Origin of the sequence: Rhodoferax sp. (assembly GCF_028689295.1) — a bacterium.
In the GTDB taxonomy this organism is placed as follows: domain Bacteria; phylum Pseudomonadota; class Gammaproteobacteria; order Burkholderiales; family Burkholderiaceae_C; genus Rhodoferax.
Genome location: NZ_JAQTWL010000023.1, coordinates 1 through 15,196, shown reverse-complemented (window position 1 = coordinate 15,196; position 15,196 = coordinate 1). Strand labels below are relative to the sequence as shown.

Below are 15,196 nucleotides of genomic sequence, written 5' to 3'. Positions count from 1 at the left end.
GGTCTGTCCCGCAAGGTTTCAATCTTGCTGCCTGGCAAACACGTAACCCACGCCGCGCACCGTCAGGATGCGTTTGGGATTCTTGGCGTCAAGTTCGATGGCGGCGCGGATGCGGCCCATGTGCACGTCGATGGAGCGGTCGAAGGCTTCGAGCTCGCGCCCGCGCACTGCTTCCATGATCTGGTCGCGCGTGAGCACGCGCCCGGCACGCTCGCCCAAAGCCACCAGCAGGTCAAACTGGTACGAGGTGAGCTCGCACACCTGCCCGGCCACGCTGACCACGCGCGCATCGCGGTCGATCTCCAGGCTGCCAAAGCGCATCACATTGCCGTTGCCCATGGCGGGGCCATCACCATGGCGGCGCAACACGGCGCGGATGCGCGCTAGCAGTTCGCGCGGCTCGAAGGGTTTGGGCAGGTAGTCGTCGGCACCCATTTCCAGGCCCACAATGCGGTCCATCGGGTCGCCCTTGGCGGTGAGCATCAAGATAGGCGTTTGGGCCAGCGCGCCGGGCAGGGCACGGATGCGCCGGCACACTTCCAGGCCATCCATGTCGGGCAGCATCAGGTCAAGAATCACCAGCGCAACGGGCTGGGCCTGCAAGACGGCCAGGCCGCTTTGCCCATCACCGGCATGCGCGACCTGGTAGCCGGACTGGCCCAAGTACTCGCTGACCATGTTGGCCAGGCGAGCGTCGTCCTCGATCATCAGCAGGTGTTGGTTCATTGGCTTGAGTCTAGTGTCGCGTCGCATCCAGGGCTTGAAGGCCGCGTAAAGTTGGGTAAATCAGGCCGCTTTCACGCGGGCTGCCAGCCACACCAGCAGCAGCACTGGCGCGCCCAGCATGGCCGTGGCCGTGAAAAAATGCTGATAGCCAAAGGCATCGACATAAACCCCCGAATAGCCGGCGATAAATTTTGGCAGCAGCAGCATCATGGAACTGAACAGCGCGTATTGGGTGGCCGAGTAGTTGACGTTGGTCAGACCCGAAAGGTAGGCAATGAAGGCGGCCGAGGCAATGCCGCCGGCCAGGTTGTCGGCCGAGATCACAAAAATGAGCCCGGTCAGGTCATGGCCGCGCGTGCTCAAAGCCGCAAACAGCAGATTGGTGCCGGCACTCAGCACCGCGCCCAGCATCAGCACGCGCATCACGCCCAGGCGCATGGCCAGCGCACCGCCAATTAACGCGCCGGCCAGCGTCATGATGACACCATAGACTTTGGTCACGGTGGCAACTTCTGCCTTGGTGTAGCCCATGTCCACATAAAACGGGTTGGCCATGATGCCCATCACCACGTCGCTGATGCGGTAGACAGCAATCAACGCAAGAATGAGCGCCGCCTGCCACTTGTAGCGGCGCAGAAAGTCGGCAAAGGGTTCCACCAGCGCCCCGCGCAGCCAGTCCAGCGCGCCTTTGGCAACCGGCATGGGGCGGCGCAGCGGCTCGGGCGACAGCAGCACGGTGATAAGCCCTAAACCCATGCTGGCCGCCATCACCAAGTAAGCGGTGTGCCAGGCGCCGTGCTGGTAGCCGCTGGTGCCCACGGTTTGCGCCCCGGCCGCAATCCACAACACGCCGGCCCCAGCCCAGATCATGGCCAGCCGGTAGCCGGTCTGGTAAGACGCCGCCAGCGCGGCCTGGCGGTTGATGTCGGCCGACTCAATGCGAAAGGCGTCCAGCGCAATGTCTTGTGTGGCCGAACCCAAGGCCACCGCCAGCGCGCCCCACACCACTGGCGTGAGCGCCACCTGCGGGTCGTTGAAGGACATGGCGATCAGTCCCCACACGATGGCCAGTTGAGACAGCAGCAGCCAACTGCGCCGGCGCCCGAGCCAGCGCGTCAGCAGCGGGATCGGCAACCGATCCACCAGCGGTGCCCACAGCCACTTGAAGGCATAAGCCAAGCCGACCCAACTCAGGTAGCCGATGGTGGTGCGGTCGATGCCGGCCTCGCGCAGCCAGAAACTTAAAGTGCCCAGCACCAGCAGCAAGGGCAGGCCGGCAGAAAAGCCCAGGATGAGCATGCGCAGGCTGGCGGGCTCCAGATAGACCTGCAACGTGCTGATCCAGGAAGGTTTGGCGGCGGGAGCAGAAGCGGCAGAGGTCATGCCGGAATAATACGCGCAGCCGCCGCAGTTCTTCGCCGGCGCACGCCATGGGTTCAAGCCCCAAACGTCACACGGCTAACGCGGCACCACCCGCGTCGTATCACCACTGCACTCGACCCGCACAGCCATTCCGCTCTTGAGACGCGCGTTTCTGGATGCGCTGGCCGTTACCCGTTAGAGTACGCCTATCGGATTCAGGCGGCTGGGCAACATCTTTTGTGAACAAGTCCCGGCGCACCATTATTTTGCAACGACACGAACCCCATGAACACTCTGATCTACACCCATTCCGCATGTCTGGAGCACCGTCCGGGGCCGCACCATCCTGAGGCCCCAGAGCGCCTGCAGGCGGTGCTGCGCGCCCTGAAAGCACCCGAGTTCGCCGATCTGCACTGGCGCGATGCGCCGATGGGCACCTTCGAGCAGGTGGCGCTGGTCCATGCGCCGCACTACATCGACGAGGTCCAGTCCCTGTCGCCCGAATCCGGTTACCGCGCCCTTGACGCGGGCGACACCATCATGTCGCCGGGCACGCTGGAAGCGGTGATGCGCTGCGTCGGCGCGGCCTGTGCCGGTGTCGATGCCGTGCTGGCCAAAGAGGCTGCCAATGTGTTTTGCGCCACCCGTCCCTGCGGCCACCACGCCGAGGCCGACCGCGCCATGGGTTTTTGTGTTTTCAATCAGGCCGCCATCGCCGCCCTGCATGCGCGCCACCAGCACGGGGTCAGGCGCGTGGCCGTGGTGGATTTCGATGTGCATCACGGCAACGGCACGCAGCACGCCTTTTTTGACGACCCGGAGCTTTTCTATGGTTCCTGCCACCAATCGCCGTTCTATCCGGGCACCGGTCGTCGCGATGAAGCCGGCGTGGCCAACAACATTGTCAACATGCCCTTGCCGCGCGGTTGCGGCTCGGCCATGTTCCGGGCTCACATGCGCGATGAACTGTTGCCTGCACTGCGCCAGTTTGCACCCGAGCTGCTGATCATTTCGGCCGGTTTCGATGCCCACCAGCTCGACCCGCTCGGCGGCCTTAACTTTACCGACGACGATTTCCACTGGATCACCCGCGAGCTGATGCAGGTGGCCGAAGAGACCGCCGGGCGCGGCGTGGTCTCGGTGCTGGAAGGCGGCTATAGCCTCGACGGGCTGGCCAGCGGCACCGGGGCCCATGTGCGCGCGCTGATGGGCCGTTGATTCTTCCGGCTATCCGGGGTAGAACACATTCTTTTGCAGCACGCGCCCGGGCAATGGCGCCACCTTGTCGTGAATGGCGCCGATGTGCTCCGGCGTGGTGCCGCAACAGCCGCCGACGATGTTGACCAGGCCCTCGGCGGCAAATTCGCCCAGCAGGCGGCTGGTATCAAGCGGGGTTTCGTCAAAGCCGGTGTCGCTCATCGGGTTGGGCAGGCCGGCGTTGGGGTAACAACTGATAAAAGTGTCGGGCGCGGCTTTGGCCAGCTCCTGGATGTACGGGCGCATCAGCGCCGCACCCAGCGCGCAGTTCAGCCCCACCGCCAGCGGCTGGGCGTGGCGCACGCTGTGCCAGAAGGCGGTCACGGTCTGGCCGCTCAGGATGCGCCCGGACGCGTCGGTCACGGTACCGCTGATGATGAGGGGCAGGCGCTCGCCGCTGGCCTCGAAATATTCGTCAATGGCGAAAAGCGCGGCCTTGGCGTTGAGCGTGTCGAAAATGGTTTCGACCAGCAGCGCGTCGGCACCGCCCTGCACCAGCGCGTCCACCTGTTCGTAATAGGCGGCGCGCAGTTGCTCGAACGTGACGTTGCGCGCGCCGGGGTCGTTCACATCGGGGCTGATGCTGGCGGTCTTGGGCGTGGGGCCCAGAGCGCCAAGCACAAAACGCGGCTTGGTTGGCGTCGAGAACTTGTCGCAGGCGGCGCGCGCTATCTTTGCCGCCGCAAGATTCATCTCAAAGGCCAGCTCGGCCATGTCGTAGTCGGCCTGGGCGATGCGGGTGGCGCCGAAGGTGTTGGTCTCGATCAGGTCGGCGCCAGCGGCCAGGTAGCGCTCATGAATGTCGCGGATGATGTCGGGGCGCGTCAGGCTGAGCAACTCGTTGTTCCCCTTGACGTCCTTGTGAAAATCCTTGAACCGCTCGCCCCGGTACTGCGCTTCGCCGAGCTTGAAGCGCTGGATCATGGTGCCCATGGCGCCGTCAAGCACCATGATGCGGTGTTGCAGAATCTCGGGCAACTTTTGTCCGCGGGTGTAAGTCAAGGTTTTCATAGCCGCGTATTGTAGAAAGCCGCTCGCTGAACCCGAGCCCGGTAGGGCCTGCGGCCGTCAACGCATTCCCCTATTCAAAGCGTCTTGATGAGTGTGGCGGCTAGGTTCAGGCCGGGACGAGTCAGTCGCCGGGGAGTTCCGTGCCTTTTCACTTGAACGACTTCAAGACCCATTGCTGACTTTCGCCCCGCTACAAAGCAGTCGTAAAGTATGGGAGAACGCACCTGCTGTAGCGGGTCGCTTTGACCGAGCAGTCCTGGAAATGGCTGGTAGCCTTGGCTTGATCGGTCGGCGGAAGGCTCAGCTTGTTGAGGTCGACTGAAACGACCGATTAAGCAACTCCAGCCAATGCACTTTCGGTCTTGTTCAAGCACCGATCGAAATCAGCGCCCCACGCGTTCAAAACGCCATCAGGCCCGACTTCGGTAGGGTTCACCCTTGCCTCCCATGCCTTTTCGTAGACAACCGCAGTTGCTGCCGGTCGACGAGTCGGCAAGAGTAGCGTGGCGTTGTTCGGAATTCGGCGGTAATTTCCAAAGTAAATATCGAGCAGCCGCTTTCTATGCTCGGGCAACATGTCCGTCGCACTGTATTTCAAGACAAAGCTGTTTGGGAGTTCCATCCCCTCAACCATAAGAGATTTCTGAAACTCACTATCGATCTTGAAGGAAATCGTCTTTGGTGAAATCTCCTCAGACGGTTTCGCGGGTACCTCAGAGTACGAGGATCCCAGCCTCTTCGCGTCGGTCCTTACTAGCTCTAGGATGTGCCTTCTCAGCGCCTCAGCCTCGCTACTGTCTGGATCGAAAAGAAATCGATCGAAAACCTCCAAGAATTTTTCATCTGGATACCTTACTGCAAGCTTCGATACCGACTCATGAATATTCTTTAGCAGATTCGATATATCGACCGTCTCACCTTTCGGGCTCTTCTCAAGTACCGACAAGTACATTGACAAACTACTAATACACTGGTGGTAAATGCCTTTTAGATCGTCGGCTTCGCGCAGTTCGCGCTCTAAATCGCGTTCGTCACGCTTAGCGGATTGCTCTCGTTTCCATTGTTGAGCTTCCTTTCGATTTGACAGATGCTGCGAGATGACACTTCCGACCACAGACAGTGCCGACCCCATAAATACACCGACCAGACCCAAGACTGCAGGACTAACTCCGCTAATTTCGTCCATAGCAATGAAGTCTCGTTACACAAAAAATAGCGATTAAACGGCTCGCGGCAATATGGAACGAAACCATGTCTCCTCCTGCGGTTGATAATCTTGCTGGGCTGAAACACCTGCTTATGCAACCGCGATGGGGGATTGAGCGCCTTTCCACGTTTGCGTTAACAGATCATAACCTCGCGTAAACAGAAATTTGTCGATGCACGTTCAATCGCAACGCCCAACCCGCTAGACGCACTCGCTTGCATGGGGTGGCGTGTGTCCGCTCCCGCTGCGTACCCGACGATGCCAAGTCCCTTGAATCTCTTCCTCACCATTCAAGTTCAGACAACCCGCGCCCAATGGGACAATAGCGGTGCAGCATCACGAGCTCTACCAGTCCTTGGATTTGGATTTGGACGTGAGCATCTTCAGCCTGTGGCCACTGCACCTAAATAGATAGCATTCATCTTGTCCATCGAGTCCATTCTTCAAGAGGTTTTTGGCTACCCGAGCTTTCGGGGGCCGCAGCACGACATCATCCGTCACGTGGTGGCGGGTGGCGACGCGCTGGTGCTGATGCCCACCGGTGGCGGCAAAAGCCTGTGTTACCAGATTCCGGCCATTGCGCGCCAACGCGCGGGGCAAGGCATCACCGTGGTGGTGTCGCCGCTGATCGCGCTGATGCACGACCAGGTCGGCGCGCTGCACGAGGCCGGCGTGAGCGCGGCGTTTTTGAACTCCACGCTGAGCAGCGAAGAGGCTTATCAAACCGAGCAGCGCCTGCTACGCGGCGAAATCACCCTGCTGTATGCCGCCCCGGAGCGCGTCACCACGGCGCGCTTTCTGGGGCAACTCGACGCCTTGCATGATCGCGGGCAACTCAGCCTGTTTGCCATTGACGAAGCGCATTGCGTGAGCCAGTGGGGGCACGACTTCCGGCCAGAATACCGCGCGCTCACCGTGCTGCACGAGCGTTATGCGGGCGTGCCGCGCATGGCGCTGACCGCCACCGCCGATGCGCTCACGCGCGCCGACATCGTGGAGCGCCTGCAGTTGGAAGCGGCGGCGCAGTTTGTCAGCAGTTTCGACCGGCCCAACATCCGCTACACCATCGTCGAGAAAAAGGACGCCAGCACCCAGCTGTTGCGCTTCATCGAGCGCGAGCACGCCGGTGAGGCCGGCGTGGTGTATTGCCAGTCCCGCAAACGGGTGGAAGAAATCGCCGGAATGCTGGCGCAGGCCGGCATCCATGCCTTGCCCTACCATGCCGGGCTTGATTTCAAGGTGCGCCAGGCCAATCAAAACGAGTTTGTGCGCGGCGAGGGCGTGGTGATGGTGGCCACCATCGCCTTCGGCATGGGCATCGACAAACCCGACGTGCGCTTTGTGGCGCACTTGGACATGCCGAAAAACATCGAGGGCTACTACCAGGAAACAGGTCGCGCCGGCCGCGACGGCCTGCCGGCAAACGCCTGGATGTGTTATGGCCTGCAGGACGTCGTCAACCAGCGCCGCATGATTGACGAAAGTCCGGCCGAAGAAGATTTCAAGCAGGTCATGCGCGGCAAGCTCGACGCGCTGCTGGGCCTGGCCGAGGCCACCGATTGCCGCCGCGTGCGCCTGCTGGCCTACTTTGACGAGGCCAGTCAGCCCTGCGGGAATTGCGACAATTGCCTGCAACCGCCCGAGGTGTGGGACGCCACCGATGCGGCGCGCAAGCTGCTGTCCACCGTGTACCGGTTGCACCAAACCAGCGGCGTGTCGTTCGGGGCCGGCCACACCATGGACATCGTGCGCGGCAAGCTGACCGACAAAGTGACGCAGCGCGGCCATGAAAGTGTGAGCACCTTTGGCCTGGGCGCCGATTACAGCGAAAGCCAGTTGCGCGCGGTGATGCGTCAGCTCATCGCCATCGGCGCCTTGCAGGTGTTCACCAGCGAGGGCTTCAGCACCCTGCATTTGACGGAAAGCTCGCGCGCCGTGCTGCGCGGCGAAGTGCCGGTGCGCTTGCGCGAGTCCACCAGTCAGCGCGCGGTCAAGCGCATTCGCGGCCGCGCCGTGGCGGCGCCGGCGGCGGCCAATCTGGGTCAGGAGGCCATGGTGCGTTTCATCAACCTCAAGTCGTGGCGCGCCGAAGTGGCCAAGGCGCACAACCTGCCCGCCTATGTGATTTTTCACGATGCCACGCTGGCGGCCATTGCCGAGCGCGCGCCGCAATCGCTGGCGGACTTGCAGCACATCAGCGGCCTGGGAACGCGCAAGCTGGAGGCTTACGGCGCCGCGGTGCTGGCGGTGATCACGGGCGAAAGCCGCACGGTGGGCGCTGATTAATCGCCCATCTTTGCTACACTGTTTCCATGTTCATGCATCAAATTCAGATCACAGGTTGCAGCGACCGGGGAGCCTGGCCCTGGCGCGTCTGCCCTGCCTTGCCCGCCCTGGCCTGACCCCGCGCAACGTCTTGTCTGCCGGGGTGTCGAACAGGTCTTTGACAGTTCAGCCCCTTACTAGAAAGATGTCACTGTGATCTCCGAACCTGAATTCAATGCCCTGAGCGCCCAGGGTTTCAACCGCATTCCAGTGGTCGCGCAGGCTTTTGCCGACCTCGAAACACCGCTCTCGCTCTATCTCAAACTAGCCAACAGCGCGCCTTTCAGCTTTTTGCTGGAGTCGGTGGTGGGCGGCGAGCGTTTTGGCCGCTACAGTTTCATTGGCTTGCCCGCACGCACGCTGTTGCGCGCCAGCGGCTTTGGCGATGCGATGCGCACCGAGGTGGTGACCGATGGCGTGGTGGTAGAAGTCAGCCACGCCAATCCGCTCGACTTTGTTGCTGGCTACCAAAAACGATTCAAGGTCGCCTTGCAGCCCGGCATGCCGCGCTTTTGCGGTGGCCTCGCGGGCTACTTTGGCTACGACGCGGTGCGCTACATCGAGAAAAGACTGCAAGCCACCTGTCCGCCAGACGAGCTGGCTTGCCCCGATATCTTGCTGCTGCAATGCGAGGAGCTGGCCGTCATCGACAACCTGTCGGGCAAGCTGTACCTGATGGTCTATGCCGACCCGGCCCAGCCGCGGGCCTACCAGCGCGCGACCGAACGGCTGGTGCAGCTCAAGAACCTGCTCGACCAGCCGGTGCGCGCGCCGCAGGTGCTGGCCAGCGCGGGCCAGGCCGCCGTGCGCGACTTTGCCAAGGCAGATTACATCGCTGCGGTGGAACGCGCCAAAGAGCTGATTGCCGGCGGCGACTTCATGCAGGTGCAGGTGGGCCAGCGCATCAAGAAGCCCTACACCCAGAGCCCTTTGAGCTTGTACCGCGCGCTGCGCTCGCTCAACCCAAGCCCCTACATGTATTACTACAACTTCAGCGGCGCCACGGCAGACGGGGCTGACTTTCATGTGGTGGGCGCCAGTCCCGAAATTCTGGTGCGCCAGGAGCAGGTGCTGCAGGACGGTCAGCCGGTGCAAAAAATCACCATTCGTCCGCTGGCCGGTACCCGCCCGCGTGGCGCCACACCTGAAGCAGACAAGGCCGCCGAGGTGGAACTCATCAATGACCCCAAGGAACGCGCCGAGCATGTGATGCTGATCGACCTGGCGCGCAACGACATCGGCCGCATTGCCGAGATTGGCAGCGTTAAGGTCACCGACGCCTTTTGCGTCGAGCGCTACAGCCATGTGATGCACATCGTCAGCAACGTCGAAGGCACCTTGCTGCCCGGCATGACCAGCATGGATGTGCTCAAGGCCACTTTTCCGGCGGGCACGCTCACCGGCGCGCCCAAGGTGCACGCAATGGAACTCATCGACCAGCTGGAGCCGACGAAGCGCGGCCTTTATGGGGGCGCCTGCGGCTACCTGAGCTACGCCGGCGACATGGACGTGGCCATCGCCATCCGAACCGGCATCATCAAGGACCGGATGCTTTACGTGCAGGCGGCCGCAGGCGTCGTGGCCGACAGCGTGCCCGAAATGGAATGGCGCGAAACCGAGGCCAAGGCGCGGGCGCTGCTAAGAGCCGCCGAGCTGGTGGAAGAAGGGCTGGAGTAAGACATGAAAAGAATCAAATTGCTGATGATCGATAACTACGACAGCTTCACCTACAACATCGTCCAGTACCTGGGCGAGCTGGGGGCCGAGGTGAGCGTGGCGCGCAATGACGAAATCACGCTGGCAGAGATCGAGGCGCGGCTGGCGGCCGGTGAAATGGACCGGCTGGTGATTTCTCCCGGTCCCTGCTCACCCGCCGAGGCGGGAATTTCGGTGGCCGCCATCCGGCACTTTGCCGGCAAGCTGCCCATCCTGGGCGTGTGTCTGGGCCATCAGGCGATTGGTGCCGCGTTCGGCGGCAAGATCGTCCGGGCACAGCAGCTGATGCACGGCAAGACCAGCGTCATCACCACCACCCAGGAGGGCGTGTTTGCCGGGCTGCCCAAGCAGTTCACGGTGAACCGCTACCACTCGTTGTCGATCGAGCGCGCCAGCTGCCCGGCCTGCCTGAAAGTGACCGCCTGGACCGATGACGGCGAGATCATGGGCATCAAGCACACCAGCCTCGACATCGAAGGTGTGCAGTTTCACCCCGAGAGCATCCTCACCGAGCATGGCCACGCCATGTTGGCCAACTTCCTGAAACCAAGAAACATTTGAATATGCCTGATCACCAACAACGCAGGGTTGACCTGCGCAGCGACACCGTCACGCAACCCACGCCGGCCATGCGCGCGGCCATGATGGCCGCGCCCTTGGGCGACGACGTTTTTGGCGACGACCCCAGCGTCAACGCCTTGCAGGCGCGCATTGCCGACATCTCCGACAAGGAAGCGGCGCTTTTCATGCCCACGGGCACGCAAAGCAACTTGTGCGCACTGATGGCACATTGCGAACGCGGCGACGAGTACATCGTCGGCCAGAGTGCCCACACTTACCGCTACGAGGCCGGTGGCGCTGCGGTGCTGGGCAGCATCCAGCCGCAGCCCCTGACGCAAGGCGCCACGGGCGAGATGCAGATGGCCGACATTGCCGCAGCGATCAAGCCAGACGACATCCACTTTGCCCGCAGTCGCCTGCTGTGCCTGGAAAACACCTGGAACGGCCACCCGATGTCACTTGCCTATCTGGCGCAGGCGACCGGTCTGGCCCGTGAACGCGGCCTGGCCACGCATCTGGACGGCGCGCGCCTTTTTAATGCCGCTGTTGCCACGCCGGAAGCGGGCGCCGATGCCTATGCCGCGGCGCGGCAGATCGCCAGCTATTTCGACAGCGTCTCGGTGTGCTTCAGCAAGGGGCTTGGCGCGCCGGTCGGCTCCGCACTGTGCGGTTCGCGCGCGCTGATTGCGCGCGCGCTGCGCTGGCGCAAGATGCTCGGCGGCGGCATGCGCCAGTCGGGTGTGCTGGCGGCCGCGGCTTCGCATGCGCTCGACCACCATGTCGAGCGCCTGGCGCGCGACCATGCGCTGGCGCAGCGGCTGGCTCAGGGGCTGACAGGCATCGATGGTGTGAGCGTGCGCTCGGCGCAGACCAATATCGTGTTTGTCGATGTGGCCAATGGCCGCGGTCCGGCCTTGCTGGCGCACCTGGAACAGCATGGCGTGCTTGCCACCGGCCTGATCGGCTTGCGTTTTGTCACACACTTGGATGTGGACGCGGCCGGTATCGACCACGCGCTGGCCTGCATCCGGGAGTTTTTCAGTGAACAGGCCGGTGCAGCGGCGGGTGTGCAGGCCGCCGGGTCGGCCGTGTATTGAGCCATGCCCGACACCCCGCAACTGCTGATGTTCATCGCGGCCGGCTGGCTGCTCAACCTGACGCCCGGGCCGGACGTGCTCTATATTGTGAGCAGCGCCCTCAAGAGCGGTGTGCGCGCCGGGCTGGTGGCGGCGCTGGGCATTGTCAGCGGCTGTTTTGTTCACATGTTTGCGGCGGCGCTTGGGGTGGGCGCCTTGCTCGCCACCTCGGCCACGGCGTTCAGCGTGCTCAAGTGGCTCGGTGCCGCCTATCTGGTGTGGATGGGCGTGCGCCTGCTGCTGTCGCGCTCGGGTGCGTCGCGCATCGATCTGCCCGCGCAGGCGTTGCCAGAGCGCGCGCTTGCCGAATTGCGACGCATCTACCTGCGCGGCTTTCTGACCAATGTGCTCAATCCCAAGGTGGCGCTGTTCTTTTTGGCCTTCGTGCCGCAGTTCATCGCCCCCGACACCCCTGATAAAGTGACGGCCTTTCTTTTGCTCGGCCTGTTGTTCAACCTGAATTCGCTGCCGATCAACTTCGGCTACGCCTGGCTTGCGGGCTGGGCCGCCAGGCGCGTGCAAGCGGTGCAGCGCACCCTGAACTGGCTGGACCGTCTGGCCGGCGCCATGTTCATTGGTTTTGGCCTCAGGCTGGCCCTGTCCGACAATCCTGTCCATTGACCATTTTCGGAGACATCCATGCCCCACACCCTCAAAATGACCCCGCAGGAAGCGCTGTTGCGCACCATCGAACACCGCGAGATTTTTCATGACGAGATGCTGCACATCATGCGCCAGATCATGGCCGGCGAGTGGAGCCCGGTGATGCTGGCGGCGTTCATCACGGGCCTGCGCGTCAAGAAGGAAACCATCGGCGAGATCACGGCGGCGGCGCAGGTGATGCGGGAGGTGTCCACCAAGGTCCATGTGGCCGACAAAACCCATCTGGTCGACATTGTCGGCACCGGCGGCGACGGTTCGCACACCTTCAATATTTCCACCTGCGCCATGTTTGTGGCGGCGGCGGCTGGCGCCAAGGTCAGCAAGCATGGCGGGCGCAGTGTGTCAAGCAAGAGCGGCAGTGCCGATGTGATGGAGTCGCTCGGCGTCAACATCAACCTTTCGCCCGGGGCCATTGCCAAATGCATCGAGCAGGTGGGTGTGGGCTTCATGTTCGCGCCCAACCACCACCCGGCCATGAAAAACGTGGCGCCGGTGCGCCGTGAAATGGGCGTCAAAACCATTTTCAACCTGCTCGGGCCGCTGACCAACCCGGCCGGCGCACCTAACATTCTGATGGGCGTGTTTCACCCCGACCTGGTCGGCATTCAGATTCGCGCGCTGGAGCGCCTGGGCACCCACCACGCGGTGGTGGTGTATGGCAAGGACGGCATGGACGAGGTGAGCCTGGGTGCGGCCACGCTGGTTGGCGAGCTCAAAAACGGCGTCGTCACCGAGTACGAGATCCACCCTGAAGACTTCGGCCTCGCCATGGCCAGCAACCGCGCTTTCAAGGTCGAGACGCCCGAGCAGTCGCGCACCATGCTGCTGGGCGTGCTCGACAACGTGGACGGGCCGGCCAAGGAAATCGTGGTGCTCAATGCCGGCGTGGCGCTGTATGCTGCCAATGTGGTCGATTCGATGCAGGCCGGCATTGAAAAGGCGCGCGCGGCGATTGAATCAGGCGCCGCCAAGGCCAAGCTAGGCGCGCTGGTCACCACCGCTCATGCCCTGAGCGCGACCTGACATGAGTTTGTTAAGTACCGACGGGGCCTGGATTGCCGTGGGCGTTTCAGTGCTGTTTATCGTCGCGGGGCTGGTGCTGCACCGCGTTTTCGTCAACGTTCTCAAAAAAGGCTCACAGGAGCCCACGCAACATGACTGATATTCTGGACAAAATTGTGGCGGTCAAGCGCGAAGAAGTCGCAGCCGCCATACAACGCAAGTCACTTGTGGCTATGCGCTTCGACGCCGAAAGCCGGGTGCTGACGCGCGACTTTGTCGGCGCCCTGCGCGCCAAAATTGCTGCCGGCCAGCCTGCGGTGATTGCCGAGATCAAGAAAGCCAGCCCCTCCAAAGGCGTGCTGCGCGCCGACTTCATACCGGCCGACATTGCCCAAAGCTACGCCGAATATGGCGCCGCCTGCCTGTCGGTGTTGACCGACCAGCAGTTCTTTCAGGGCTGCATCGATTACCTCAAGCAGGCGCGGGCGTCATGCCAATTGCCGGTGCTGCGCAAGGATTTCATGGTCGATGCCTACCAAATCTACGAGTCGCGGGCCATGGGCGCGGATGCCATTTTGTTGATCACCGCCTGCCTCGATGACGCGCAAATGAAGGATTTCGAGCAAATCGCGCAAAGTCTGGACATGGCGGTGCTGGTGGAGGTGCACGATGCGGCTGAGCTGACGCGCGCCCTCAAGCTCAAGACACCGCTGATCGGCGTCAACAACCGCAACCTCAAAACCTTTGAGGTGTCGCTCGACACCACGCTCACGCTGATGAAGGACGTCCCGGCGGAGCGCCTGCTGGTGTGCGAGAGCGGCATCCACAGCCGTGACGACGTGTTGCGCTTGGGCGCCGCGGGCGTCAACGTCTTTTTGGTGGGCGAGGCCTTCATGCGCGCCAAAGAACCCGGTGAAGCCTTGGCAGCGCTGTTTGGTTGATCCACATGGGCCCTGCTGCCATGCCGGATGCAAGCGCCACGCCGCCAGGCCGGTTGCAAAGCGCCGATCCCAGGGACTGGCCGGTCGCGCCGGGCTGGCAAGGCTTGGTGGCCCGTTTTTTTGCATCCCAGGCGGGCAGCCAACTGCTGGGTTTTTTGCAGCAACGGCTGGCTGCGGGCGCCACCATTTATCCGCCGCAACCGCTGCGTGCGCTGGAATTGACGCCTCCGGAGGCAGTTCGGGTGGTGATTTTGGGGCAGGACCCATACCACGGACCCGGTCAGGCCGAAGGCTTGGCGTTTTCAGTGGCCCCCGGGGTGGCGCTGCCGCCGTCCCTGCGCAATATTTTCAAGGAGCTGCAGCGCGATCTGGGCGAACCGCAGCCGCCTTTCCCCTTGCCCGGCGGCAGCCTGGTGCGCTGGGCGCGCCATGGGGTTTTGCTGCTCAACACCTGTCTGACGGTTGAACAGGGGCAACCGGCCAGCCACGCCGGCCAAGGCTGGGAGGTGTTGACCGATGCCATCATCAAGACGGTGTCGGACCATTCGGAGAATGTGGTTTTCATGCTTTGGGGCAGCCATGCCCAAAGCAAACGCGCGCTGATCGATGGTTCGCGCCACCTGGTGTTGTGCGCCAATCACCCGTCCCCGTTTTCTGCCTTGCGGCCACCGGTGCCATTTATTGGGTGTGGCCATTTTTCGCAGGCCAGAGCCTGGCGCGAGCAACATCCCAAATCCTCCGGCTGCTGAAAAATACCCAATAGGCCGCGCTTTAACTGAAACTTAATGGCATAATCCGGGGTTCACCGTGGAGAGGTGGCCGAGTGGTTAATGGCAGCAGACTGTAAATCTGCCCTCTTACGAGTACGATGGTTCGAATCCATCCCTCTCCACCAGATTTGAAATTGAATGTGGCACTGAAGCGAAGGCGCTGACAGGTTGACGGGTTCAGCTTCGAGGCGGGAGTAGTTCAATGGTAGAACCCTAGCCTTCCAAGCTAATGACGCGGGTTCGATTCCCGTCTCCCGCTCCAGTGCCCTGGATGCATACACAGCCCATTTGGCTCAGTGGCAGAGCACTCCCTTGGTAAGGGAGAGGTCCCGGGTCCGATTCCCGGAATGGGCACCATTGATTTGGTGATTTAACAGTTTTATTTTCGGAGTCTGAAAATGGGAAAAGAAAAATTCACGCGCACCAAGCCCCACGTCAACGTGGGCACCATTGGGCACGTTGACCACGGCAAAACCACGCTGACAGCGGCCATCACCTCGGTGCTGGCCTCCAAATTTG

At 62.3% G+C, this 15,196-nt stretch carries 15 protein-coding genes and 3 tRNA genes; 14 read left to right on the top strand and 4 right to left on the bottom strand.

Features of this window, described 5'->3' with window-relative positions:
- Positions 1-18: 18 nt before the first annotated feature.
- Positions 19-726, bottom strand: coding sequence for a response regulator transcription factor (locus PHF15_RS14575; protein ID WP_300122158.1), 708 nt, complete (start codon positions 724-726; stop codon positions 19-21).
- A gap of 60 nt (positions 727-786) precedes the next feature.
- Positions 787-2,109, bottom strand: coding sequence for an AmpG family muropeptide MFS transporter (locus PHF15_RS14570; RefSeq protein ID WP_300122156.1), 1,323 nt, complete (start codon positions 2,107-2,109; stop codon positions 787-789).
- Positions 2,110-2,373: 264 nt separating this feature from the next.
- Here PHF15_RS14570 and PHF15_RS14565 point away from each other — a divergent pair, with 264 nt between their 5' ends.
- Positions 2,374-3,306, top strand: coding sequence for a histone deacetylase family protein (locus PHF15_RS14565; protein WP_300122154.1), 933 nt, complete (start codon positions 2,374-2,376; stop codon positions 3,304-3,306).
- Positions 3,307-3,315: 9 nt separating this feature from the next.
- Here the strand turns inward: PHF15_RS14565 and PHF15_RS14560 are convergent, their stop codons facing one another.
- Positions 3,316-4,356, bottom strand: coding sequence for a homocysteine S-methyltransferase family protein (locus PHF15_RS14560; protein ID WP_300122152.1), 1,041 nt, complete (start codon positions 4,354-4,356; stop codon positions 3,316-3,318).
- A gap of 331 nt (positions 4,357-4,687) precedes the next feature.
- Entirely contained in the window at positions 4,688-5,542 is an 855-nt protein-coding gene (locus PHF15_RS14555) for a hypothetical protein (RefSeq protein ID WP_300122151.1), read from the bottom strand.
- Positions 5,543-5,983: 441 nt separating this feature from the next.
- Here PHF15_RS14555 and recQ point away from each other — a divergent pair, with 441 nt between their 5' ends.
- From recQ to PHF15_RS14490, 13 genes are all read left to right on the top strand, one after another.
- Positions 5,984-7,849, top strand: a complete 1,866-nt coding sequence (gene recQ / locus PHF15_RS14550; protein ID WP_300122195.1) for a DNA helicase RecQ — start codon at positions 5,984-5,986, stop codon at positions 7,847-7,849.
- A 192-nt stretch (positions 7,850-8,041) separates the two neighbouring features.
- Positions 8,042-9,565, top strand: a complete 1,524-nt coding sequence (locus PHF15_RS14545; protein WP_300122149.1) for an anthranilate synthase component I family protein — start codon at positions 8,042-8,044, stop codon at positions 9,563-9,565.
- Between the two features lie 3 nt (positions 9,566-9,568).
- On the top strand, positions 9,569-10,165 hold the full coding sequence (locus PHF15_RS14540; protein WP_300122148.1) for an aminodeoxychorismate/anthranilate synthase component II: 597 nt from the start codon (positions 9,569-9,571) through the stop codon (positions 10,163-10,165).
- 2 nt (positions 10,166-10,167) lie between these two features.
- The gene (gene ltaE / locus PHF15_RS14535; protein ID WP_300122146.1) at positions 10,168-11,262 is read left to right on the top strand and encodes a low-specificity L-threonine aldolase; all 1,095 of its coding nucleotides are present in this window, start codon (positions 10,168-10,170) and stop codon (positions 11,260-11,262) included.
- 3 nt (positions 11,263-11,265) lie between these two features.
- Entirely contained in the window at positions 11,266-11,922 is a 657-nt protein-coding gene (locus PHF15_RS14530) for a LysE family translocator (RefSeq protein ID WP_300122145.1), read from the top strand.
- A gap of 18 nt (positions 11,923-11,940) precedes the next feature.
- A complete protein-coding gene (gene trpD / locus PHF15_RS14525; protein ID WP_300122144.1) occupies positions 11,941-12,987 on the top strand; it encodes an anthranilate phosphoribosyltransferase in 1,047 nt (348 codons plus the stop codon).
- Position 12,988: 1 nt separating this feature from the next.
- Positions 12,989-13,126 (top strand): hypothetical protein, encoded by a 138-nt coding sequence (locus PHF15_RS14520; RefSeq protein WP_300122142.1) that lies wholly within the window; start codon positions 12,989-12,991, stop codon positions 13,124-13,126.
- Positions 13,119-13,907 carry an indole-3-glycerol phosphate synthase TrpC gene (gene trpC, locus PHF15_RS14515; protein WP_300122141.1) on the top strand — a complete coding sequence of 263 codons (789 nt, stop codon included), beginning with the start codon at positions 13,119-13,121 and terminating at the stop codon, positions 13,905-13,907. The genes PHF15_RS14520 and trpC overlap by 8 nt, the downstream gene beginning before the upstream one ends.
- A gap of 5 nt (positions 13,908-13,912) precedes the next feature.
- Positions 13,913-14,656: a uracil-DNA glycosylase gene (locus PHF15_RS14510; RefSeq protein WP_300122139.1), complete on the top strand. Its 744-nt coding sequence runs from the start codon at positions 13,913-13,915 to the stop codon at positions 14,654-14,656.
- 60 nt (positions 14,657-14,716) lie between these two features.
- Positions 14,717-14,802: transfer RNA gene (locus PHF15_RS14505), tRNA-Tyr, on the top strand.
- Between the two features lie 63 nt (positions 14,803-14,865).
- A tRNA-Gly gene (locus PHF15_RS14500) sits at positions 14,866-14,939 on the top strand.
- A gap of 20 nt (positions 14,940-14,959) precedes the next feature.
- Positions 14,960-15,034, top strand: a tRNA-Thr gene (locus PHF15_RS14495).
- A 41-nt stretch (positions 15,035-15,075) separates the two neighbouring features.
- Positions 15,076-15,196 (top strand): GTP-binding protein (locus PHF15_RS14490; RefSeq protein WP_300122192.1); only part of this gene is annotated, 121 nt, incomplete at its 3' end.